The sequence below is a fragment of the Streptomyces sp. NRRL F-5126 genome (assembly GCF_000721265.1).
Taxonomy (GTDB): Bacteria; Actinomycetota; Actinomycetes; order Streptomycetales; family Streptomycetaceae; genus Streptomyces.
In genome coordinates this window covers 298,899-318,808 of sequence record NZ_JOFZ01000004.1, presented here as the reverse complement: position 1 = coordinate 318,808, position 19,910 = coordinate 298,899, and the positions used below count along the sequence as shown (strand labels likewise).

The following is a 19,910-nucleotide window of genomic DNA, read 5'->3' as shown; positions in this document are numbered from 1 at the left end:
AGTGGAAACTATTGAGACACCAGGCCAAGAAGCCACCATGTCTCAGCAAAAGGAACGTAAGATCCGCTCCTCGATGAGCGGTCATCTACTCTGTGGAGTCATGAAGTTGGGAGATGAAGCTGTCGGTGACCTCGTCGCCCTCGGGCTGGCCCGCTACGAGGCTCGTGTGTATCTCGCCCTCATCGGGCGTGACTCGTACACGGCCGCGGAGGCCGCCCGCGAGGCGGGTGTACCGCGGCAACGGGTCTACGACGTGCTGGACGCCCTGGTCCGGCGCCGGCTCGCCACCGCGAGCCACGGAAAGGTGACGAGCTACTCGGCCGTGCCACCTGAACTGGCACTCGCGCGCCTGATGTCCCACCAGCGAGCCGCGCTCGACCGGCTCGACCGGGTGTCGGAAGGCCTCGCCTCCATGCTCCAGCCGGTGTGGACCGAAGGGCGGATGCAGTCCGATCCCCTTGACTACATCGAAGTCCTGCGCGACCCGAACGCCGTCGCCCACCGCTTCGCCGACGTGCAGCAGCGGGCACGCCGGGAGCTCCTGACGTTCTGCAAGCCGCCGTTCATCGACCCGTCGGACAACGTCGACGGCGTCAGGGCCGTACGGCGGCTGTCCCGCACGGGTGGCGCCGCCAAGGCGGTCTACCTGGGCGACTCGCTGGCGGACGCCGGTACCGCCCGGCACATCGAGCGCTTCGCCGAGGCCGGGGAGCAGGCCCGCTTCGCCGACGAGCTGCCTCTCAAGCTCGTCATCGCCGACTCCGCGCTCGTGCTGTGCGACATGCCGGACCCGGTCGCCGGCAAGGAGTCCACCACCACGCTGTTCATCGAGCATCCAGCACTGGCCGGCTGCCTGCGGCTGGCGTTCCTGACCACCTGGGGGGCCGCCGCCGAACGGCCGAGGGCGGACGGTGGCGGGAAGGTTCCCACTCAGCCCAGCCAGCCCGGGCGCACAAGACCCGTCTCGTAGGCGAGGACGACGAGCTGAGCGCGGTCGCGTGCGCCCAGTTTCACCATCGTGCGGCTCACATGGGTCTTCGCGGTGAGCGGGCTGACGACCAGGCGGCGGGCGATCTCCTCGTTCGTCAGGCCGATGCCGACGAGGGCCATCACCTCGCGCTCGCGGTCGGTGAGGCCGGCGAGCGCCGTGGTGTGCTCGGGCGACTTGGAGCGGGAGGCGAACTCCGCGATGAGCCGGCGGGTCACGCCGGGCGACAGCAGGGCGTCGCCCGCGACGACGGCCCGTACGGCGCGCAGGAGTTCGTCGGGCTCTGTGTGCTTGACGAGGAAGCCCGAGGCGCCGGAGCGGATCGCCTCGAAGACGTACTCGTCCAGCTCGAACGTGGTCAGCATGACGACGCGTACGCCGTCGAGGCCCGGGTCCGCGGTGATCTCGCGCGTGGCGGCGAGCCCGTCGAGCAGTGGCATCCTGATGTCCATGAGCACGACGTCGGGGCGCAGTTCGCGCACCCGGCGCAGCGCCGCCTCGCCGTCCGCCGCCTCGCCGGCCACCTCGATGTCGCCCTGCGCGTCGAGCAAGGCGCGGAAGCCTGCGCGGACGAGCGACTGATCGTCGGCGAGCAGGACTCTGATCACGGTTGTCTCCTCAAGGGTGTGTCCGTCCCCGCACGGGCAGGGTGACGCGGACCCGGAAGCCGCCGTCGTCGCGCGGGCCCGCCTCGACCCGGCCGCCGAGCGCGGCCGCACGCTCCCGCATGCCGGTGAGGCCGTTGCCGCTGCCGCCGGCCTCCACGCCGGTGGGCGGGCCGGCGTCGTCCACGCGCAGTTCCACCGCGTCGGGTCGGTAGCGGATCAGCACGGATGCGGTGCGGGAGCCGGAGTGGCGCACCACGTTCGTCAGCGCCTCCTGGACGACGCGGAAGGCGGCGAGGTCCGCACCGGGCGGCAGCCGGTAGGGGGTGCCCTCGGTCCGTGTCTCGACGTGCAGCCCCGCGCCGGCGGCCTGTTCGGCCAGTTCCGGCAGCCGGTCGAGACCGGGAGCCGGTGCGCGTGGCGCGTCGCCCGCCGTCCTGAGGGTGTCGAGCACCTGCCGCACCTCGCCGAGCGCCTCCTTGCTCGCCGTCTTGATCGTGGCGAGCGCCGTGCGCGCCTGCTCGGGATCGGAGTCGAGCAGGGCGAGGCCCACGCCGGCCTGGACGTTGACGACGGACAGGGAGTGCGCCAGCACGTCGTGGAGTTCCCGCGCGATGCGCAGGCGCTCCTCGTCCCTGCGGCGCGCCTCCGCCTCCGCGCGCTCCCGCCGCTCGCGTGCCCACTGCTCGCGCCGGGCCCGCAGCAGCTCGGAGGCGGCGAGCACGGCGAGGGCCCACGCGGCCAGCGCCGTCTCGCCGATCCAGCCGCCCGCGTGGTCGCCGGGCGGCGGCAGCCAGCGGTAGAGCCAGTGCGCGACGAGGACGTGCCCGGCCCAGAGCATGGCGGCCGCGCCCCAGGCCGCGCGCCTGCGGCCGGCGACGATCGCCGCGAACACGGCGACGGCGCAGGTGAGGAGGACAGGCCCGTAGGGGTATCCGGCGCCGAGGTACACGAGGACCGCCCCGGCCACCACGTACGCGGTCGCGACGGGGTGCCGGTGGCGCGCGAGGAGCGTCGCGCAGGCGAGGACGAGCAGCAGCCAGCCGAGCGGGCCGAGGCTCGTCCTGTCCGGCTGGCCGTGCCGGGCGAAGGCGGTGCCGAAGAGGACGACAAAGGTGACCGCCGCCGTGGAGCGGACCGGCAGCCTGGCGCCACGCTCGCCCTCGGCCCAGCCGCGCAGCATCGGCGGGCCGCCGCCCCGTGGGCCGCGGCGCGGCCCACGCGGGCGCCGCCGGCCCCCGCTCCACGGGTGGCCGCCCCGCTGCGGGGCACGCTGATCGTCCATGGGGCCACGCTAGACCGGCCGGCACGCTCGCGGCGTCCGCCGGCCGGGGCGCTCGCGCGTACTCCCGGGGTAGTACGTACGGACCGGTGACCTGCCCTCGCCGCTCCTGCCCCGGCGGTCGGCTACTCGGGGGACCCGGCCCTGCGGTGGTCCGCCTCCCCGTGCGCGCCGGCGACGGGGGCGCCGCCGTCAGCCGGCTCCGGCACTACGGCCTCGGCCGCCTCCGGGCGTGCGGCCTCCTGCCTGCGGTCCAGCGCGTTCAGCGCGCGCCGCGCCAGCGGGTGCGTGCGGACGAGGCCCGCAAGGGTGGTGGAGCCGCGCACGATGTCCGTGAACGCCTTCCAGGCGGGCCGGATCGAGGTGAGCGCACCGTGTATCACGGCGGGCCTGCGCTCGAAGACGGACAGCATCCTGCGGCCGATCGCCATCTCCACGCCGAGGCCCGCCTTGATGGCGAAGGCGTAGTTGAGCGCCTGGCGGCGCGCGTCCACCGCGTCGTGTGCCTCGGCGATGCGCACCGCCCACTCCCCCGCGAGCCGCCCGGAGCGCAGCGCGAACGAGATGCCCTCGCGCGTCCACGGCTCGAGCAGGCCCGCGGCGTCGCCCGCGACCAGCACCCGGCCGCGCGAGAGCGGGGAGTCCTCGCTGCGGCACCGCGTCAGGTGCCCGGAGGAGATCGACGGCTCGAACCCGGCGAGGCCGAGCCGCGCGACGAAGTCCTCCATGTACCGCTTGGTCGCTGCGCCCTCACCGCGCGCGGAGATGACGCCCACCGTGAGTGTGTCGCCCTTGGGGAAGACCCAGCCGTAACTGCCGCGCAGCGGTCCCCAGTCGAGGTGGATCCGGCCGGCCCAGTCCTCCGCGACGGTCGGCGGGACGGGGATCTCGGCCTCGAGCCCGAGGTCGACCTGGTCCATCTTCACGCCGACGTGGGCGCCTATGCGGCTGGCGCTCCCGTCGGCCCCCACCACGGCGTGCGCGAGCACCGTCTCGCCGTCGGAGAGGACGACCGCGACGGTGCGCCTGTCGGGTACGGCGGGGCCGTGCTGCTCGACGCGCGAGACCGTCGCCCCGGTGCGGAGCACGGCGCCGGCCTTCTGCGCGTGCTCGACGAGGCTCGCGTCGAACTCGGGCCGGTTGATGAGGCCGAACAGCATGCGCTTGGAGCGCCGCGTACGCGTCAGCCGGCCGTTCAGCGAGAACGTCACCGCGTGGACACGGTCCTTGAACGGCAGTTCGAAGCCGGGGGGCAGCGCGTCGCGCGAAGGTCCGATGATTCCGCCGCCGCAGGTCTTGTAGCGGGGCAGTTCCGCCTTCTCAAGGAGCAGCACCCGGCGGCCCGCGACCGCGGCGGCGTACGCCGCGTTCGCTCCGGCAGGTCCCGCGCCGACCACGACGACATCCCACACCGGCTCGTCGCGCTCCCGGCCGGCGTCTGCGTTCTCGCTGCTCACGATGTGCTTCTGCTCCCGACTTAGCCTGTTGCCCTGTTGTCGAACGGCATCCTACGGGCGCGGGCGGGACGACCCCGCTGTGGGAGGATCATCCTGCTATCGGCCCACCTCGACCGACCGCAGCCATCTGTACAACGTCACACCCCCGGAGAGCGTGCCCATGACCACGGATCCGATCGCCGAAGCCGATCCGATCGCACAAACCGTCGCATCCCTCATGCCCGCGGCGAGGACGGAACTCGCCGAACTGGTCGCGTTCACCTCGGTGGCCGACCCGGAGCAGTACCCGAAGAGCGAGTGCGAGGCCGCCGCTCGCTGGATCGCGGGGGCCCTGGGGTCCGAGGGGTTCGAGGACGTCGAGATCCTCGACACCCCGGACGGCACGCAGTCCGTGTACGGCAGGCTCGCGGGCCCCGAGGGGGCGCCGACGGTGCTGCTGTACGCGCACTACGACGTGCAGCCGCCCCTCGACGAGGAGGCCTGGGACTCGCCGCCGTTCGAACTGACCGAGCGGGACGGGCGCTGGTACGGGCGCGGTGCGGCGGACTGCAAGGGCGGCGTGATCATGCACCTGCTTGCGCTGCGCGCCCTGAAGGCGCACGGCGGGGTGCCGGTGACCGTCAAGTTCATCGCGGAGGGCTCGGAGGAGCAGGGCGGCGGCGGGCTCGAACGGTACGCGGAGAGCCGCCCGGAGCTGCTCGCGGCGGACACCATCGTGATCGGCGACACCGGCAACTTCAGGGCCGGCGTGCCGACCGTGACGGCGACGCTGCGCGGCATGGCGATGGTCTCGGTCCAGGTCGACACGTTGCGCGGCAACCTCCACTCGGGCCAGTTCGGGGGCGCGGCGCCCGACGCCCTCGCCGCGCTCGTCCGGGTGCTCGACTCGCTGCGCGGCGAGGACGGCTCGACGACGGTCGACGGCCTCGCCTCCGGCGAAGTCTGGGAGGGCATCACGTACGAGGAGGCCGACTTCCGCGCGGACGCGGCCGTGCTCGACGGGGTGGAACTCATCGGCGGCGGCTCGGTGGGCGACCGGATCTGGGCCCGCCCGGCCGTGACGGTCCTCGGCATCGACTGCCCGCCGGTCGTCGGCGCGACCCCGTCCGTGCAGGCGAGCGCGCGGGCGCTGGTGAGCCTCAGGGTGCCGCCGGGCCAGGACGCGGCGGCGGCGAAGACGCTGCTCAAGCAGCACATCGAGCGGCACGTGCCGTGGGGCGCGCACGTGAGCGTCGAGGACGGCGGCCAGGGGGAGGCGTTCCGCGCGGACACGTCGAGCGCGGCGTACACCGCGATGGCGGAGGCCATGGCGGTCGCCTACCCGGGCGAGACGATGCGGACGGCCGGCCAGGGCGGCTCGATCCCCCTGACCAACACGCTGGCGGGGCTGTACCCGGATGCGGAGATCCTGCTGATCGGGCTGAGCGAGCCGGCGGCGAGGATCCACGCGGTGAACGAGAGCGTGGACCCGGAGGAACTGCGCCGCCTCTCGGTGACGGAGGCGCACTTCCTGCGCAAGTACGCGACGGCGCACACCGCCTGACGCCCCCGGTGCGGCGCGCCGCGCCGCACCGGCCGGCCGCATTCGACCGCGGGCCCCGGGGCCGCTGTCCGACGCGGCCGCCGGCGCTACGGTGACCGGTGCGGGGAGCGGCGGATCGCGAGGACGGCAAGGTCGTCCTGCTGTACTCCCGCGGTGAAGGCACGCGCATCGTCGACGAGCGAGCCGGTGAGCCGGCCGGCAGTGATGTCGTCACGACCGGCAAGACGTGCTTCCAGCGGGTAGAAGGCGCCCTCGGGTGAACGGGCCTCGGTCAGACCATCGGTGCACAGCAGCAGTGTCGCACCGGCGGGAAAGGCGAACCATGCCACGGTGCGCGGCTCGTCGACCAGGTTCGCCAGACCGAGCGGCACATGCTCCTCCTCCGCACCGACGGCGCTGACGGCGCCTGCGTGCAGCAGGGAGGGCGGGATGTGGCCGCAGGAGACGAGCTGGGCCTCGGCCCCTCTGTCGACCCCCAGAACGACCGCGGTGACGAACCGGGTCGGCTCGCCGCGCTGTTCGGCGTCGTCGTTGTGCCGGACGACCGCCGCCTCGAGTGCGTCGATGAGCGAGGTCACCGTCGGCTCGCGGTGGGCTGCCTCGCGGAAGGCTCCCACCACGTCGATGCCCATGCCGATGGCGGGAAGCCCCTTTCCCTGGACGTCCCCGATCAGCACGCGCGTGCCCCACGGTGTGGCCGCCACGTCGTAGATGTCGCCCCCGACAAGCTTGTCCTGCTGCAGCGGCTCGTACACCCCGTCCACGAGGACTTCGTCGGTGAGCAGCGGCAGCGGCCGCAGGATCTGCCGCTGCATCGCGGCCGCGGTCGACCGCAGTCGCACCAGCGCCGTTTCGCGCGCGATCCGTGTCCGGGAGCCGTAGACGGACAGCGCGCCGAAACCGATGGCGAACAGCGCGAGGATCACCCGGTTGACGACCCAGTCGTTGGACAGGGCGGCCGCGGGAACGATGACGACGACGCACACCCATGTCGAGACCAGCGCTGTCTGGCGCGGGTTGCACAACGCGGCGGCGAACGCGGGCAGGTACACCAGCAGGCCGAGAAGGAGCACCGTGACCCCGGTCAGCAGCACCACGATGAGCGCCACCGCCGTCGTCGCCACCAGCACCAGGACAACGCCCCGGGTCGGGGGCGCGCCGATTTCGGCGGTGCCGTCGTTGTCCGCCGTTCCTGACGCCGAGGGCCCCCAGGCCCGCAACGGACGGAGCATGCCTGTGACCTCCAGCGGCAGTCATGATGAGCCGGGGTGCCTGTGCGATCGGCGGTGGACGGCCTGCCTCGATCCTTCACCGCGGCAGGGGGAGCGGCTGGAGGCTGGCCGCGTCCGTGCCGAAGTGCACCCGTACGAGCGACGCGGCGCGGAGCAGGCACACGGTTCGCCGGCGTCGAGGACAGCCGCGGAGGCCGGACGGCCGCCCTGGCGAGGGAGACCGCCCGGCCGCGCGCGTTGCTACCGGATGTCGTAGGCGCGGGTGATGGTCTGGGTGACTGCGTTGTGGTGAGAGTCCGTGAGGGCGACCCTCAGCGTGACCTGACTCCCCGCGGCACCGCTGTGGTCGAGGACTGCCGTCCATGTGCCGTGCTCGTGCTTGGTCGGCGCCTTGGTCCAGGTGGTGCCGCCGTCGTAGGAGTAGGACAGCGACGCCGCCGTGATGGTGCCCGGCGTGTACCCGGCGTGGCCTTCGGCCGACAGACCCACCTTGATGCCGTTCTGTGCGGGAAGAGTGTTCATCCCGTCCACGGGCAGGTCGTATGCCGGGAAGAGGATGGGCAGGCCGCGGGAGTAGACGTCCGGCTCCAGGTGGGAGCGGAAGCTCCAGGTCGTGGTGACGCCGGTGGAGCGCAGCCAGTTCTCGTCGGACGACGGGATCTTGGACAGGTGCTGGGTGAGCTCGTACGCGGAGTCCTCGGCCGGGACCGTGAACACGTCGTACGGGTAGGCGCTGGTGCCGATCTGCTCTCCGTTGCGCTTGAGCACCAGGTTGCCGAGGTCTCCGAAGGACGCGCCGGCGGACCAGTGGTCACCCGATGCGTCAAGCCACAGCCCGTCCTGGAAACCGATCCGATCGCCCTGCCGCTCGGCGGCCAGCGCCAGGTTGCCGTCCGCGTCACGCGGCGCGGCCGGCCGCAGGAGGCCCCGGTACCACTCCTCGGAACGCCGCTCGCCGGCCCGGTAGGTGCGGTTCTGGTCGTTCATGAAGGCGGCCCAGGGGAAGCTGGTCATCGCGCCGTGGGACCAGGCGTCCTCGCCGGTCGTGTAGTAGGCGGTGCGGGTACCCGGCACATGGACCGGGTCGAACAGGCTCACCGTGATGCTGGTGCCGGTGTCCCCGGCGGGAAGGACGAACAGCCCGTCGAGGTAGTCGGCCCTCTTGCCGAGGGCGTACCACTTCTCGGTGACCTGGGCCAGCTTGGAGTCCCGCGGCTGATAGACACGGTCGGACCGCAGAGGGCCATGGGTCGGGAAGGAGAGGTTGTACACGTATGACGAGCCGTCCTGGGAACCGGTCGCACGCCAGGTGGGCCTGAACTCGAACGTGCCCTTGTGCGCCCGCCCGTCGATGGAGGCGTAGAAGTGCCGTACCGCGCTGCCGGCCATGAGCGATCCACTCAGCTGCCAGGTGTTGTCCCAGGTGCGGGAGTAGCTGAGGATGGTGTGGGTCGGCGTCGATGGGCGATCGGTGCGCAGGCTGAGCCGGTGGGCCCGGCGGGCGTCCAGGACGACGGTGGTGTCCCCGGTGATCCGCAGTTGCGGGCGTGCGAGGTAACTGATGGATTCGGCGGCGTTGTTCGCGTCGTCGCTCTCCACGAAGCCGGAGAGGGCGTAGTCGCCGGGACGCACACGGTATGTCTGCTCGACCGCGCCCTGGTTGCTGCGGCGTTGCCCCTTGTCCGTGTCGAGGCTGACCAGGTCGAGGGAGGACGCGCCCGCCGCGGGCTTGCCCTTGCGGTCGATGGCCTTGACCTTGAGGGTGACCGTTCGCGGCTGGACGTACAGCGCGACCGGCACGGAGACGTGTGCCGTGTCACCGGTAGCCGTGATCCGGCCCGTGATGTCCCCGTACTGGGCGGCCTGGAGCCGGGCGGCGGGATCGATCCGCACCGGCACCTTGACGGTGGCCCCCGCAGGAACCGTCACCCTGTTCTGCTCCACCTTGATGACGTCGGACTTCACGTCGCTGCCGTCGTTGCCGCGCACACCGCTGACCTTGAGGCGAAGCGTCAGGTCGCGGGCGGAGGTGTTGGTGAACGGCACCCGCACCGTGGTGCGGTCCGAGGCGTCCTGCGGCCAGTCGTAACTGCCGCCCTGGACCGCGGGCGCGGACAGCAGCCGCTGGTGCACCGCGGCCACCACGTCGAGCTCTCCGGCGCCGGTCTGGTCGGCGCCGGCGATCTTGCCACCGGTACGGGCGGAGGAGACCAGTGCGGCCTTGACCTGCTGCGCGCTCCAGTCCGGGTGGGCCTGGCGGACGATGGCCGCGGCGCCCGCGACGTGCGGGGTCGCCATGGAGGTGCCCGACATCGTCCGGTAGGCGTAGATGCCGCGTCCGCCCGCGTTGGCCGCCAGGATGTCCACGCCCGGGGCGGTGATCTCGGGCTTGAGCGTGTGGGTCACGGCCACCGGGCCTCGGCTGGAGAACGACGCGGTGGTGTCGTCGGGGCCGACGGCGCCCACCGTCAGAACGCCGGGAGCGCAGCCGGGCGAGGAGACGGTCTCGGTGGCGGGACCGGAGTTGCCGGCGGCGACGACGAACAGGGTGTGCTTGTTCCGTGAGAGCTGCTGCGCGGCCTGGGCCAGCGGGTCGCCGCAGTCGCCGATCACGGGGTTGCCGAGGCTCATGGAGACGACGTCGGCCCGCTGGTCGACGGCCCACTGCATGCCCGCGATGATCCCCGAGGTCTCGCCGGAGCCGCTGTCGTCGAGGACCTTGCCGATGAGCAGGGACGTTCCGGGTGCGACGCCCTTCTCACGGCCGTCGCTGGCCGCTCCGGAGCCGCCGACCGTTGAGGCGGTGTGGGTGCCGTGCCCCTGCCGGTCGTCCGTGCTGTCGGAGTCGGTGAAGTTCTTGGACGCGGCGATTCGGTTCACCAGGTCGGGGTGGGCCGCGTCGACGCCGGTGTCCAGCACGGCGACCTTGGTGCCCTTGCCGTCGTAGCCCTCGGCCCAGGCCCGGGGCGCGTGCACCTGCCCGGTGGACTGCTGCAACGTGGCTTTGACCTTGCTGTCCAGCCACAGCTTCCTCAGCGTGGAGGCGGAACGCGAGCGGGTGCCGGTGACGTCCTGCCAGAACGTGGCGGCAGTGACCTTGTCGGCCCTGAGCGCGACGCCGTCCACTGCCGGGAGGCTCAGCCCCCGCTCGGCCCCGCGCGGGGCGGCGGGTGCCGCCGCGGCGACGTTCACCCCGGCCCCGTAGGTGGCGATGAGGGGCAGGGTCTTGGTGTGGGCGTCGTCGTAGCCCTGGCGGATCAGCCCGGTGACGTTGAAGAGCTGGTCGTCGACCTTGCCCTCGGCGATGGCCCGGGAGGCGTCGTCCGGGTAGACGTAGAGGTCCTTGCCCAGCTGGAACGTCTGCACGATCGGCCGCGTACCGTCCGCGCGGGGCAGCACGGCCGCCGAGCTGTGGCCCGACGGGTCCGTGGTCACCACCACCTTGTCGCCGGTCACGAGCGTCACCGTGACGTGCTTGGCGCCCGCGGCGGCGCTCCCCCGGCCGACGATGGGGCGCTGCCCCGAGGCGCCGCCAGGCGGTGTCGCTGCCGCCCCGGAAGGCGCGACGGCGGTGAGGGCCAGGGCGGCGGCGGTAACCGCACCCCAGCCCATGCGCGCTATCGGATGCATGAGTCTCCTTGATCGAATCCGTCAACCTGCCGTATTGCGGATGCATCCTGGCAGGGGAACGGATCGCGGAGAGGCTCCCGCACATGACGGGTTCACCGCATGACGGCATCCCGCCACGCCCACGCCCCACGGCCCGTCAGCTTCCGGCCCGGGCTACCGAGGGAGAGGTCACAGCCAGCCCGCACGTGCGGCGTGCCAGCCCAGTTGGAGGCGCGAGCCGCCGCCCGCAAGCTCCGTCAGCCGTCGCACCCGCCGCTCCACGGTGCGGAGGGACAGACCGAGTTGGGATGCCACCCGCCGGTCGGAGATCCCGGCGAGGAGGAGGGCGAGCACCTCCAGCTCTCCCTCGGTCGGCTGCTGATCGTCCACCGGTTCCTCGCACACACCCGCAGTGGCCGTGTACATCGGCCGGGCATGGGCCCATTCCCGCTCGAAGAGCTGGGCCAGGGCCGTCAGCAGGCCACTGCGATGCACCACGATCGCGCTCGGCTCATCCCCCGGGACCGATACGTCCAGCGGCACCATGGCGCGCTCCCGGTCCGAGACGACCATCTTCAGTGGCAGCGACTCGGCCATGCGGAGCTCGAGACCTCCCCTGACGGCCTCCCGCGCCTCCCGGACCATGTCGTGGCTGCCGAGGTAGTCCCTCGTGGCCACGACCCGGAAGTCGACCCCCCGGCGCAGGGCGGAACCCTCCGACGAGTCGCTGTCCTCGCGCGGCACCGCAACGGGTGGGCCCACGAGGAAGACCAGCAACTCCCGCTGGGCGCCGCACTGCAGCTGATGGAACCGGTGCGCGACCTGGTCCACGCCGACGACCACTTCCACGACGCCGTCCGCGGTCTGCGCGGGGCTGTTGCGGTACTGCTCGGTCAGCTGTGCATAGGCCGTCTCGGCCCGCTGCAGGGCGCCCCGCTGCTCGACGAGCAGAGGGGCGAGTGCCACCGACGGCGGCGTGAGCCGGTAACGTGCGGGCCGCCGGCCCGCCCCGGGTTCCGCGGGGCAGGACGCCGCCTCGGTGACGACGGACAGGAGCCCACGTCCCGAAAGGTCACGCAGAATCCGGTCGGCCTCCGCCTCCCCAAGCCCGGCCTGCCGGGCGAGTTCCTGCGCGGAGGCGGACGGGCGGGCCAGCAACGCCGTGTAGACGGCCTCTTCGGGCGCGCCCAGCCCCAGCACCTCCAGCATCCGGCCCTCCCCCGAGCCGTCGGCGTTTCCCGGCCCCGACGCAACCCGCCCGCACCCAGCGGATCCTTCGCGACCGAAGCCTATCCTCCGGCCGGCGTCGGTGTGGCCGCCGGCCGCCAAAGCTCTGTGATCTGCTGAGCGCCCACCACCGCCAGGGCCAGAGGCGCAGACCCGCCGGGCCCGTCTTCGCGGACCCGGCGGCGACGCGAGGCCGCAAAGGCCACCGGGCAGGGCCGGGAGTCGGCTTGCGGTCCACCCGATGCGGGCGAAGTCCGACCGCAGCCACGGGAAGAACCGCGGTCACGAGCCGGGCCGGGACCCCGTGCTCGGGTCCGCAGGCCTGTCCACCGCCCCAGTGGCACGCGCCTGCCGCCCGTACGAAGGCCGAGGCGGCCCGTACGCGCAGCACAGAGCCGGTCCGCCGGCGGGCGGGAGCAGGCGCACCGGCGGGGCGGAGGCCCGCTTTTCGGGCGCCTCCGGCGACGCGCCCCGGAGCCGGGTCCTGGGCCCACGGCTCCCGGGCCGGACCATCCCGCCCGCGGGCGGGTCCGTGAGCGGCGGGGACGCCGCCGTGCGGCGGGTCAACCGCCCACGGGGACGCCCGACTCCAGGTTGAGCACCTCGCCGCGTTCCCGCGCGCGCAGCGCCCACCGCAGGCGTGCGTAGCGGACCGGGGGGAGGAGGCTGCCCGCCTCCTCCTCCGTCACGAAGCGCCACGCCCGCAGTTCGGCGTCCGGCAGGGCTATGCCGGACGCGGCATGGAGCAGCCCGCCGTCGAAGAGCAGCCGCAGCCCGCCGTAGCCGGGCGGCCTCGGCTGCTCCCAGTCGACCACCAGCAGCCGCGGCACCTCGGCGAGTTCGACGCCGATCTCCTCCGCCACCTCCCGGATCCCCGCCCGCGCGGGCGCCTCGCCCGGCTCGACCACCCCGCCGGGAAACTCCCACCCCGGCTTGTACGTCGGGTCGACCAGGAGCACCCGTCCCGCCTCGTCGAACAGCAGCACCCCCGCCGCCAGCGTCTCCCCCGTCGGTTCTGGCGTCATGACGATGTCGCGGACCCCGGCCGCGCCGCTGCGCACCTCCTCCGCCAGGCGCGCGGCGGTCTGCCGCGGCGTGAGGCCCGTCGTGTCGAGCGGGTGCGCGTCGCGGGCCAGCCAGCCGCCCAGCGCCGAGCGGTAGGCCTCGGCGTGCTCGCGCCGGCCGCTCCCGTCCCCGCGGCCCCCTGCCCGCACACGCAGGATCGTTTCGTCAGTTGTCAAAAGCACATGCCTGACGGGGATGCGCCGGGCCGCGAGCCCGCCGAACATCTCGTCGCGGTACTCCTGCCGCAGCAGGGTCATCGGCACCACGAGCACGCCGCCCACCTCCGCGAGCAGCGCCGCCGCCGCGTCCACGACGAGCCGCCGCCACATGGGCAGGTCCTGGTAGTCGTCCACCTCCGCGAGGCGCTTCTGCGGCAGCAGGCACCGCATCCCGGCCCCGATCACCTCGGGGTCGTACAAGGTGCTGTTCGGGATCAGGTCGACCAGTTCGCGCGCCACGGCCGTCTTGCCCGTCCCGAACGCCCCGTTGATCCATACGATCACGGATCCCCCTCTTCTCAGCCCGTCGCCCGCCGCACAACCCCCAGCGGATTCCCCCCAACTACCTCCCACGGAAACCGTTGGCCCGAACCTCACACCGGCCCGCGCGCCGTAACGCTTTGCCCCACGCTCTCGTTGGATGCCGATGTGACAAGTGTGACAAGGGCGCGCACAGCCCCCAGGACGGTGCTCAGGAGATTCCCCGCAGGCGGGCCGCGCGGCAGCCTGCCGGCGGAGGAGTTCGCGCGGGCGCGCCGCGACGAGGGCACGCCGGCCGAGGTCGTGATGGACCTGGCCGGGGACCTCTTCCTCGTCGTCGTGGCACGGCCCGGCGCCCTCGTGTCCCCGGCGGGGGACGAGTGAGGAGCGGCGCGGCGGCCGGCGCCCCCGTGGCGCTCGTCCTCACGCTCGCGGGCGGCGCCCTGTGCGCCACGGCCGCTCCCGCCGCCGCCGACAGCAGCGCCTGCACGCACGACTTCTCCGGGCCGCAGGTCTGCATCCGCCTGAACGGGCAGGGCGCCACGAACTCCGTCACGGGCATCTGGACCAACCCGCCGTCCGGCCTCTCGTCGCGCACCGTCTCACTCACGTTCGACGGGCGGCTCGTCTCGACGGCGACCGCCACGCGCTCGGGCAAGGCGCTCACGCACACCTGGCCGAGCCGGTACACGGGCAGTGGCACCAAGGTGTGCGTGACGTTCCGCGGCAGCGCGCGCAGCGCCTGCCAGACGACGGGGTGACGGGGTGACGGGGCAGCGCCACGTGCGCGGGGGCACCCGCGGCACCGCGGCACGCGCGCGGCGCCGCCGGGCGGCGCCGGCGGCTCAGCCGCCGACCACCGCCGCGTCGCCGTCCCTCGCGCCGAGCCCCGTCGCGGCCGCGGCGCCCACCAGGCCGCCGTCCGTCCCCGTCATCGCGGGCGCCACCTTGAGCCCCTGGACGAAGGAGAGCGTCGCGTAGTCGCGCAGCGAGCGGCGCAGCGGCCCGAACAGCACCTCACCCGCCCTGCTGACGCCCCCGCCGATCACCACGAGGTCGATCTCGACCAGGGTGGCGGTGGCAGCGATGCCCGCCGCGAGGGCCTGCGCCGCGCGCTCGAACGCGGCCGTCGCGATCGGGTGCCCGGCCGCCGCCGATGCGGCGACCGCCGCGGCGGTCGCGTCGCCGTCGGGGCCGGGCTGCCAGCCCGCTCCCAGCGCCCAGCGGGCGATGTTGGGGCCGCTCGCGATCCGCTCGACGCAGCCGCGGCTGCCGCACGGGCACAGGTCACCGTCGAGGTCGACACTGATGTGGCCGATGTGGCCCGCGTTGCCCGTCGGCCCGGGGTGCAGGGCGCCGCCGAGCACGAGCCCGCCGCCGACGCCGGTGGAGACCACCATGCACAGCGCGTTGTCGTGGCCGCGCGCCGCGCCCTGCCAGTGCTCGGCGGCGGCGATCGCCACGCCGTCGCCCACGAGCGTGACCGGCAGCCCGCCCGTCACGGCGCGGACGCGCTCCACGAGCGGGAAGCCGCGCCACCCGGGCACGTTGACGGGGCTGACCGTGCCCGCCGACGCGTCGACCGGGCCCGCGCTGCCGATGCCGACCGCCGTGGCTCCGACCCAGAGCTGGTCCGCCATCAGCTCGCCGAAGACCTCCTCGACCGCGCCCATGATCCGCTCGCCGCTCTCCTTGGCGGGGGTCGGCCGCTGCGCGCGCACGAGCACGCCGCCCGTGCCGTCCACCAACGCGCCGGCGATCTTGGTGCCGCCGATGTCGAGCGCGGCGACGTAGTCGGTATGCATCGGTGTGAGGTCTCCAGGGTCAGTACGGGTGCCCGCTGGGCGGGACATGGGGGTGGACCTGCCGCTCAGGTAACAGTCTCCATTCACCTGACAACGTTGTCCAGGGCCTATGCTCGTCGCCACAGCCCTTCAAGGCAAACCGACCCCACGACAGGACAGCACACTGTGGCCGAATCCTCCCGCCGCCTCCGCCCGGAACCGCGCTACGGCACCAGGCCGACCATGAAGGATGTCGCGGCACGCGCCGGAGTGGGACTCAAGACGGTCTCCCGGGTCGTCAACGGCGAGCCGGGCGTGACCCCGGACACCGAACGGCGGGTGCAGGAGGCGATCGAGGCGCTGGGGTTCCGGCGCAACGACTCCGCGCGCGTGCTGCGCAAGGGCAGGACCGCGTCCATCGGGCTGGTCATCGAGGACCTGGCGGACCCCTTCTACGGTCCGCTGAACCGCGCCGTCGAGGAGGTCGCACGCGCGCACGGCGCACTGCTGATCAACGGGTCGAGCGCGGAGGACCCGGAGCGCGAGCAGGAGCTGGTGCTCGCGCTGTGCGCGCGCCGGGTGGACGGGCTGATCGTGGTCCCGGCCGGACACGACCACCGCTACCTGGAGCCCGAGATAAAGGCCGGTGTCGCCACGGTCTTCGTGGACCGCCCCGCGGGCCGGATCGAGGCGGACGCCGTGCTGTCCGACAGTTTCGGCGGCTCGCGCGCGGGCACCGCCCACCTCGTCGCCCACGGCCACCGCCGTATCGGCTTCATCGGCGACCAGTCGACCATCCACACGGCCGCCGAGCGGCTGCGCGGCTACCGCGCGGCGATGGCCGACGCGGGCCTCGTCATCGAGCCGGGCTGGATCTCGCTCGGCACCACCGATCCCGACCGGGTGCGCGAGGCGGTCGGCACGATGCTGGACGCGCCTGACCCGGTCACCGCGATCTTCGCGGGCAACAACCGCGTGACGGTGACGGCCGTGCGCGTCCTCGCCGGACGGTCACGCTCGGTCGCCCTGGTCGGCTTCGACGACATCGAGCTCGCGGATCTGCTCGACCCGGGCGTCACGGTGGTGGCGCAGGATGCGGCGACACTCGGCCGTACCGCGGCCGAGCGGCTCTTCCAGCGCCTGGACGGCGCGGCGGACGCGCCGTCCAGGGTGGTGCTGCCGACGCGGCTCATCACCCGGGGTTCCGGCGAGCTGGCGCCGGCGTACTGAGGACGCGCGCGGGCGCCGAGGTCAGGAGGCGGCCGTGGCCGTCAGGTCGCCGCGCCTCGGTGCCGCGTACCCCTCCAGGCGCTCGCGGTCGAGTCCGGTGAGCGCCGTGACCTCGTCCGCGTCGAGGGCACCGCAGTCGAGGCCGCGCAGCAGGTAGCCGCTGAGCGCCTTCGCGGTGGCGGGCTCGTCGAGCACGCCACCCGCGGTGTGCGACGCGTAGTCGGCGAGCCGCCGGGCCGCTGCCGCCATGCCCTCGCGGTAGAAGGCGTAGACGGCCGCGTAACGGGTGGGCAGGTGCCCCGGGTGCATGTCCCAGCCCTGGTAGTAGGCGCGGGCCAGGGCGCGGCGGGTCAGCCCGAAGTGCAGCCGCCACGCCTCGTGGACCTGCGCACGGGTACCGACGGGCAGGACGTTGGTCGAGCCGTCGCACACGCGGACGCCGGTGCCCGCGGCGGCGACCTGCATCACGGCCTTGGCGTGGTCGGCCGCCGGATGGTCGCTGGACTGGTAGGCGGCGCTGACCCCGACACAGGCGCTGTAGTCGAACGTGCCGTAGTGCAGTCCCGTGGCGCGCCCGTCCGCCGCGCCGATCATGCGGGCGACGGTGGCCGTGCCGTCCGCGCCCAGGATGGACTGGCTCGTCTCGATCTGGATCTCGAAGCCGAGCCTCTTGGCGGGCAGCCCGTGCGCGCGCTCGAACGCGTCGAGTACGCGCGCCAGTGCCGCGGTCTGCTCGGGGTAGGTGACCTTGGGCAGGGTGAGGACGAGCCCTTCCGGCAGACCGCCCGCCTCGATCAGGCCGGTGAGGAAGATGTCGAGGGTGCGAAGGGCGCGCTCGCGCACGGGCGCCTCCAGGCACTTCATCCTGATCCCCGTGCAGGGGGCGGCGGTTTTGTTCGCGCTGGTCTCGTGCAGCAGGCGCGCGGCGCGCGCGGCTGCCTCGTCCTCCTCGGCGCCGGGCCGCGCACCGTACCCGTCCTCGAAGTCGACGCGCAGGTCCTCGACGGGCTCGCGTGCGAGCTTGGCCCGTACCCGCTCGTAGACCGGGCCGGCCAGCTCGTCGGCAAGACCGGTGGCGCGCGCGAACGTCTGCGCGTCGGGGGCGTGCTCGTCGAGGGACGCGAGCGCACGGTCCCCCCAGTCGCGCGGGGTGGTGGCGGTGTAGGCGTCGCCCGGCACGTAGACGGTGTGGACCGGCTGGCGGGTGCCGGGGTCGCCCGGGTAGCGGCGCGCCAGCTCGGCGTCGACGGGCGCGAGGGCGGCGCCGACCTCCTTGCCCACCGCGTCAGGAAGACTCGTGACGATGCGCTCCGCCTGCTGTGCCATGGACACACACTCTCCTGGTCTCCGCCGCGCCCGACTTCAACATTCTGTTGAACGTGACCGTAATGGGCGGCGGGCGGGGCGTCAACGGTGGCGCGGGACGGCCCGGGGCCGCGCGGTCGTCCACCGCGCGGCCCCGGGCCGTGTCCCTCCCGTACAGCTCGCGAGGGGTCAGCCCTTGCGGGCCTTGACCTCGTCCGTCAGCTGCGGGACGACGTCGAACAGGTCGCCGACGATGCCGTAGTCGACGAGGTCGAAGATCGGCGCCTCGGAGTCCTTGTTGATGGCGACGATCGTCTTCGACGTCTGCATGCCGGCGCGGTGCTGGATCGCGCCCGAGATGCCCGACGCGATGTACAGCTGCGGCGAGACCGACTTGCCGGTCTGGCCCACCTGGTTGGAGTGCGGGTACCAGCCGGCGTCGACGGCGGCACGCGAGGCGCCGACAGCGGCGCCGAGCGAGTCGGCGAGCGCCTCGATGACCGAGAAGTTCTCGGCGCCGTTCACACCGCGGCCGCCGGAGACCACGATGGCGGCCTCGGTCAGCTCCGGGCGGCCCGTGGTCTCGCGCGGGGTGCGCGAGACGACCTTGGTGCCGGTCGCGGTGGCACCGAAGGACACCTGGAGCGCCTCGACCGCGCCCGCCGCGGCCGACGGCTCGACCTGCGCCGAGTTGGGCTTGACGGTGATGACCGGAACGCCCTTGGAGACACGGGACTTGGTGGTGTAGGCGGCCGCGAAGACGGACTGCGTGGCGACCGGGCCCTCGGCGCCGGCCTCCAGGTCGACGGCGTCCGTGATCAGGCCTGAGCTGATCCGGACGGCGAGGCGCGCCGCGATCTCCTTGGCCTCGCCGGAGGACGGCAGCAGCACGGCGGCGGGCGACACGCTGTCGTACGCGGCCTGCAGGGCGTCCACCTTGGGCACGACGAGGTAGTCCGCGAACTCGGTGGCGTCGGCGGTCAGTACGCGCACCGCGCCGTGCTCGCCGAGCGTGGCGGCGGTGGCCTCGGCACCGGCGCCGAGTGCGACGGCGACGGGCTCGCCGACGCGGCGTGCCAGCGTCAGCAGTTCGAGGGTGGGCTTGCGGACGGCACCGTCCACGTGGTCGACATAGACGAGAACTTCAGCCATGGGACTGCTCTCCTGCGGAAGTGAAGTACGGGGGCTGGTGGGTGCGCCGGGTCGCCGCCGCCGGGCGGCGGGGCCCGCGGCGCGGCGGGGTCAGATGAACTTCTGCTCCGCCAGGTAGGCGGCGAGCTGCTTGCCGCCCTCGCCCTCGTCCTTGACGATCGTGCCCTGCGTGCGCGCGGGGCGCTCGGCCACCGCGTCGACCGCGGTCCAGGCGCCGTCGAGGCCCACCTCGTCCGCGTCGATGTCGAGGTCGCTCAGGTCGAGCGACTCGACCGGCTTCTTCTTGGCGGCCATGATGCCCTTGAAGGACGGGTAGCGCGCCTCGCCCGACTGGTCGGTGACGGACACGACGGCCGGCAGCGAGGCCTCGAGGTGCTCGGTGGCGGCGTCGCCGTCCCTGCGGCCCTTGACGGTGCCGTCCTCGACGGAGACCTCGGACAGGAGCGTCACCTGCGGGACGCCGAGGCGCTCGGCGAGCATCGCCGGCAGCACGCCCATCGCGCCGTCGGTGGAGGCCATCCCGCACACGACCAGGTCGTAGCCCGTCTTCTCGACGGCCTTGGCGAGGACGAGGGACGTGCCGGCAACGTCGGTACCGTGCAGGTCGTCGTCCTCCACGTGCACCGCCTTGTCGGCGCCCATCGACAGGGCCTTGCGCAGCGCGTCCTTCGCATCCTCGGGACCGACCGTCAGGACGGTGATCTCGGCGTCGTCGGCGTCATCGGCGATCTGCAGCGCCTGCTCGACCGCGTACTCGTCCAGCTCCGACAGCAGACCGTCCGCCTCGTCGCGGTCGACCGTGTGGTCGTCCGCGAACTGCCGGTCACCGGCGGCGTCGGGCACGTACTTCACACAGACAACGATCCTCAAGCTCACGCCAGCTCCCTTGCACGTCTGTCCGTCGTCCTCAACGGGCGGCCTCGGTCGTATGCAAGCATATGCGCGCGCTCGC

At 73.3% G+C, this 19,910-nt stretch carries 16 protein-coding genes; 5 read left to right on the top strand and 11 right to left on the bottom strand.

Annotated elements, in window-relative coordinates:
• The first annotated feature begins 100 nt into the window (after positions 1-100).
• The gene (locus tag IH48_RS0109905) at positions 101-970 is read left to right on the top strand and encodes a TrmB family transcriptional regulator (protein ID WP_051839482.1); all 870 of its coding nucleotides are present in this window, start codon (positions 101-103) and stop codon (positions 968-970) included.
• Here the strand turns inward: IH48_RS0109905 and IH48_RS0109900 are convergent.
• From IH48_RS0109900 to IH48_RS0109890, 3 genes are all read right to left on the bottom strand, one after another.
• Positions 931-1,596: a response regulator transcription factor gene (locus IH48_RS0109900; RefSeq protein ID WP_030901960.1), complete on the bottom strand. Its 666-nt coding sequence runs from the start codon at positions 1,594-1,596 to the stop codon at positions 931-933. The genes IH48_RS0109905 and IH48_RS0109900 overlap by 40 nt on opposite strands.
• A 10-nt stretch (positions 1,597-1,606) precedes the next feature.
• Positions 1,607-2,878, bottom strand: a complete 1,272-nt coding sequence (locus IH48_RS0109895) for a sensor histidine kinase (RefSeq protein WP_078849593.1) — start codon at positions 2,876-2,878, stop codon at positions 1,607-1,609.
• Positions 2,879-3,000: 122 nt separating this feature from the next.
• Positions 3,001-4,332: a geranylgeranyl reductase family protein gene (locus tag IH48_RS0109890; RefSeq protein ID WP_078849592.1), complete on the bottom strand. Its 1,332-nt coding sequence runs from the start codon at positions 4,330-4,332 to the stop codon at positions 3,001-3,003.
• Between the two features lie 160 nt (positions 4,333-4,492).
• Here IH48_RS0109890 and IH48_RS0109885 point away from each other — a divergent pair, with 160 nt between their 5' ends.
• Positions 4,493-5,875 carry a dipeptidase gene (locus tag IH48_RS0109885; protein WP_030901954.1) on the top strand — a complete coding sequence of 461 codons (1,383 nt, stop codon included), beginning with the start codon at positions 4,493-4,495 and terminating at the stop codon, positions 5,873-5,875.
• Positions 5,876-5,961: 86 nt separating this feature from the next.
• Here IH48_RS0109885 and IH48_RS0109880 read toward each other — a convergent pair whose 3' ends face one another.
• The 4 genes from IH48_RS0109880 to IH48_RS0109865 all read right to left on the bottom strand — a co-directional run bounded on the left by IH48_RS0109880 (position 5,962) and on the right by IH48_RS0109865 (position 13,511).
• Positions 5,962-7,107: a PP2C family protein-serine/threonine phosphatase gene (locus IH48_RS0109880; protein ID WP_030901952.1), complete on the bottom strand. Its 1,146-nt coding sequence runs from the start codon at positions 7,105-7,107 to the stop codon at positions 5,962-5,964.
• Positions 7,108-7,347: 240 nt separating this feature from the next.
• Positions 7,348-10,737: a S8 family peptidase gene (locus tag IH48_RS0109875; RefSeq protein WP_030901950.1), complete on the bottom strand. Its 3,390-nt coding sequence runs from the start codon at positions 10,735-10,737 to the stop codon at positions 7,348-7,350.
• 168 nt (positions 10,738-10,905) lie between these two features.
• Positions 10,906-11,925 carry a TrmB family transcriptional regulator gene (locus IH48_RS0109870; RefSeq protein ID WP_030901949.1) on the bottom strand — a complete coding sequence of 340 codons (1,020 nt, stop codon included), beginning with the start codon at positions 11,923-11,925 and terminating at the stop codon, positions 10,906-10,908.
• 581 nt (positions 11,926-12,506) lie between these two features.
• Positions 12,507-13,511 carry an NUDIX domain-containing protein gene (locus IH48_RS0109865; protein ID WP_030901947.1) on the bottom strand — a complete coding sequence of 335 codons (1,005 nt, stop codon included), beginning with the start codon at positions 13,509-13,511 and terminating at the stop codon, positions 12,507-12,509.
• A gap of 153 nt (positions 13,512-13,664) precedes the next feature.
• Here IH48_RS0109865 and IH48_RS33125 point away from each other — a divergent pair, with 153 nt between their 5' ends.
• Together IH48_RS33125 and IH48_RS0109855 are read left to right on the top strand one after the other, a co-directional pair.
• The gene (locus IH48_RS33125) at positions 13,665-13,871 is read left to right on the top strand and encodes a hypothetical protein (RefSeq protein ID WP_037841445.1); all 207 of its coding nucleotides are present in this window, start codon (positions 13,665-13,667) and stop codon (positions 13,869-13,871) included.
• On the top strand, positions 13,868-14,248 hold the full coding sequence (locus tag IH48_RS0109855; RefSeq protein WP_158710273.1) for a hypothetical protein: 381 nt from the start codon (positions 13,868-13,870) through the stop codon (positions 14,246-14,248). The genes IH48_RS33125 and IH48_RS0109855 overlap by 4 nt, the downstream gene beginning before the upstream one ends.
• Positions 14,249-14,332: 84 nt before the next feature.
• On the opposite strand, the gene IH48_RS0109850 is transcribed toward IH48_RS0109855, so the two are convergent.
• The gene (locus IH48_RS0109850; RefSeq protein WP_030901942.1) at positions 14,333-15,292 is read right to left on the bottom strand and encodes an ROK family protein; all 960 of its coding nucleotides are present in this window, start codon (positions 15,290-15,292) and stop codon (positions 14,333-14,335) included.
• 222 nt (positions 15,293-15,514) lie between these two features.
• Here IH48_RS0109850 and IH48_RS0109845 point away from each other — a divergent pair, with 222 nt between their 5' ends.
• A complete protein-coding gene (locus IH48_RS0109845) occupies positions 15,515-16,501 on the top strand; it encodes a LacI family DNA-binding transcriptional regulator (RefSeq protein WP_199809924.1) in 987 nt (328 codons plus the stop codon).
• Between the two features lie 21 nt (positions 16,502-16,522).
• Here the strand turns inward: IH48_RS0109845 and IH48_RS0109840 are convergent, their stop codons facing one another.
• The 3 genes from IH48_RS0109840 to IH48_RS0109830 all read right to left on the bottom strand — a co-directional run bounded on the left by IH48_RS0109840 (position 16,523) and on the right by IH48_RS0109830 (position 19,834).
• Positions 16,523-17,827: a DUF6986 family protein gene (locus IH48_RS0109840; RefSeq protein WP_030901939.1), complete on the bottom strand. Its 1,305-nt coding sequence runs from the start codon at positions 17,825-17,827 to the stop codon at positions 16,523-16,525.
• A gap of 168 nt (positions 17,828-17,995) precedes the next feature.
• Positions 17,996-18,958: an electron transfer flavoprotein subunit alpha/FixB family protein gene (locus tag IH48_RS0109835; protein WP_030901936.1), complete on the bottom strand. Its 963-nt coding sequence runs from the start codon at positions 18,956-18,958 to the stop codon at positions 17,996-17,998.
• 90 nt (positions 18,959-19,048) lie between these two features.
• Positions 19,049-19,834: an electron transfer flavoprotein subunit beta/FixA family protein gene (locus tag IH48_RS0109830; RefSeq protein ID WP_030901935.1), complete on the bottom strand. Its 786-nt coding sequence runs from the start codon at positions 19,832-19,834 to the stop codon at positions 19,049-19,051.
• Positions 19,835-19,910 lie beyond the last annotated feature (76 nt).

Excerpts from the sequence above, each read along its gene's own strand:
- IH48_RS0109840 (WP_030901939.1), bottom strand. The coding sequence starts at position 17,827 with ATGGCACAGCAGGCGGAGCGCATCGTCACGAGTCTTCCTGACGCGGTG.
- IH48_RS0109885 (WP_030901954.1), top strand. The coding sequence starts at position 4,493 with ATGACCACGGATCCGATCGCCGAAGCCGATCCGATCGCACAAACCGTC.
- IH48_RS0109875 (WP_030901950.1), bottom strand. The coding sequence starts at position 10,737 with ATGCATCCGATAGCGCGCATGGGCTGGGGTGCGGTTACCGCCGCCGCC.
- IH48_RS0109895 (WP_078849593.1), bottom strand. The coding sequence starts at position 2,878 with ATGGACGATCAGCGTGCCCCGCAGCGGGGCGGCCACCCGTGGAGCGGG.
- IH48_RS0109845 (WP_199809924.1), top strand. The coding sequence starts at position 15,515 with ATGAAGGATGTCGCGGCACGCGCCGGAGTGGGACTCAAGACGGTCTCC.
- IH48_RS0109835 (WP_030901936.1), bottom strand. The coding sequence starts at position 18,958 with ATGGCTGAAGTTCTCGTCTATGTCGACCACGTGGACGGTGCCGTCCGC.
- IH48_RS0109880 (WP_030901952.1), bottom strand. The coding sequence starts at position 7,107 with ATGCTCCGTCCGTTGCGGGCCTGGGGGCCCTCGGCGTCAGGAACGGCG.
- IH48_RS0109905 (WP_051839482.1), top strand. The coding sequence starts at position 101 with ATGAAGTTGGGAGATGAAGCTGTCGGTGACCTCGTCGCCCTCGGGCTG.
- IH48_RS0109850 (WP_030901942.1), bottom strand. The coding sequence starts at position 15,292 with ATGCATACCGACTACGTCGCCGCGCTCGACATCGGCGGCACCAAGATC.
- IH48_RS0109870 (WP_030901949.1), bottom strand. The coding sequence starts at position 11,925 with ATGCTGGAGGTGCTGGGGCTGGGCGCGCCCGAAGAGGCCGTCTACACG.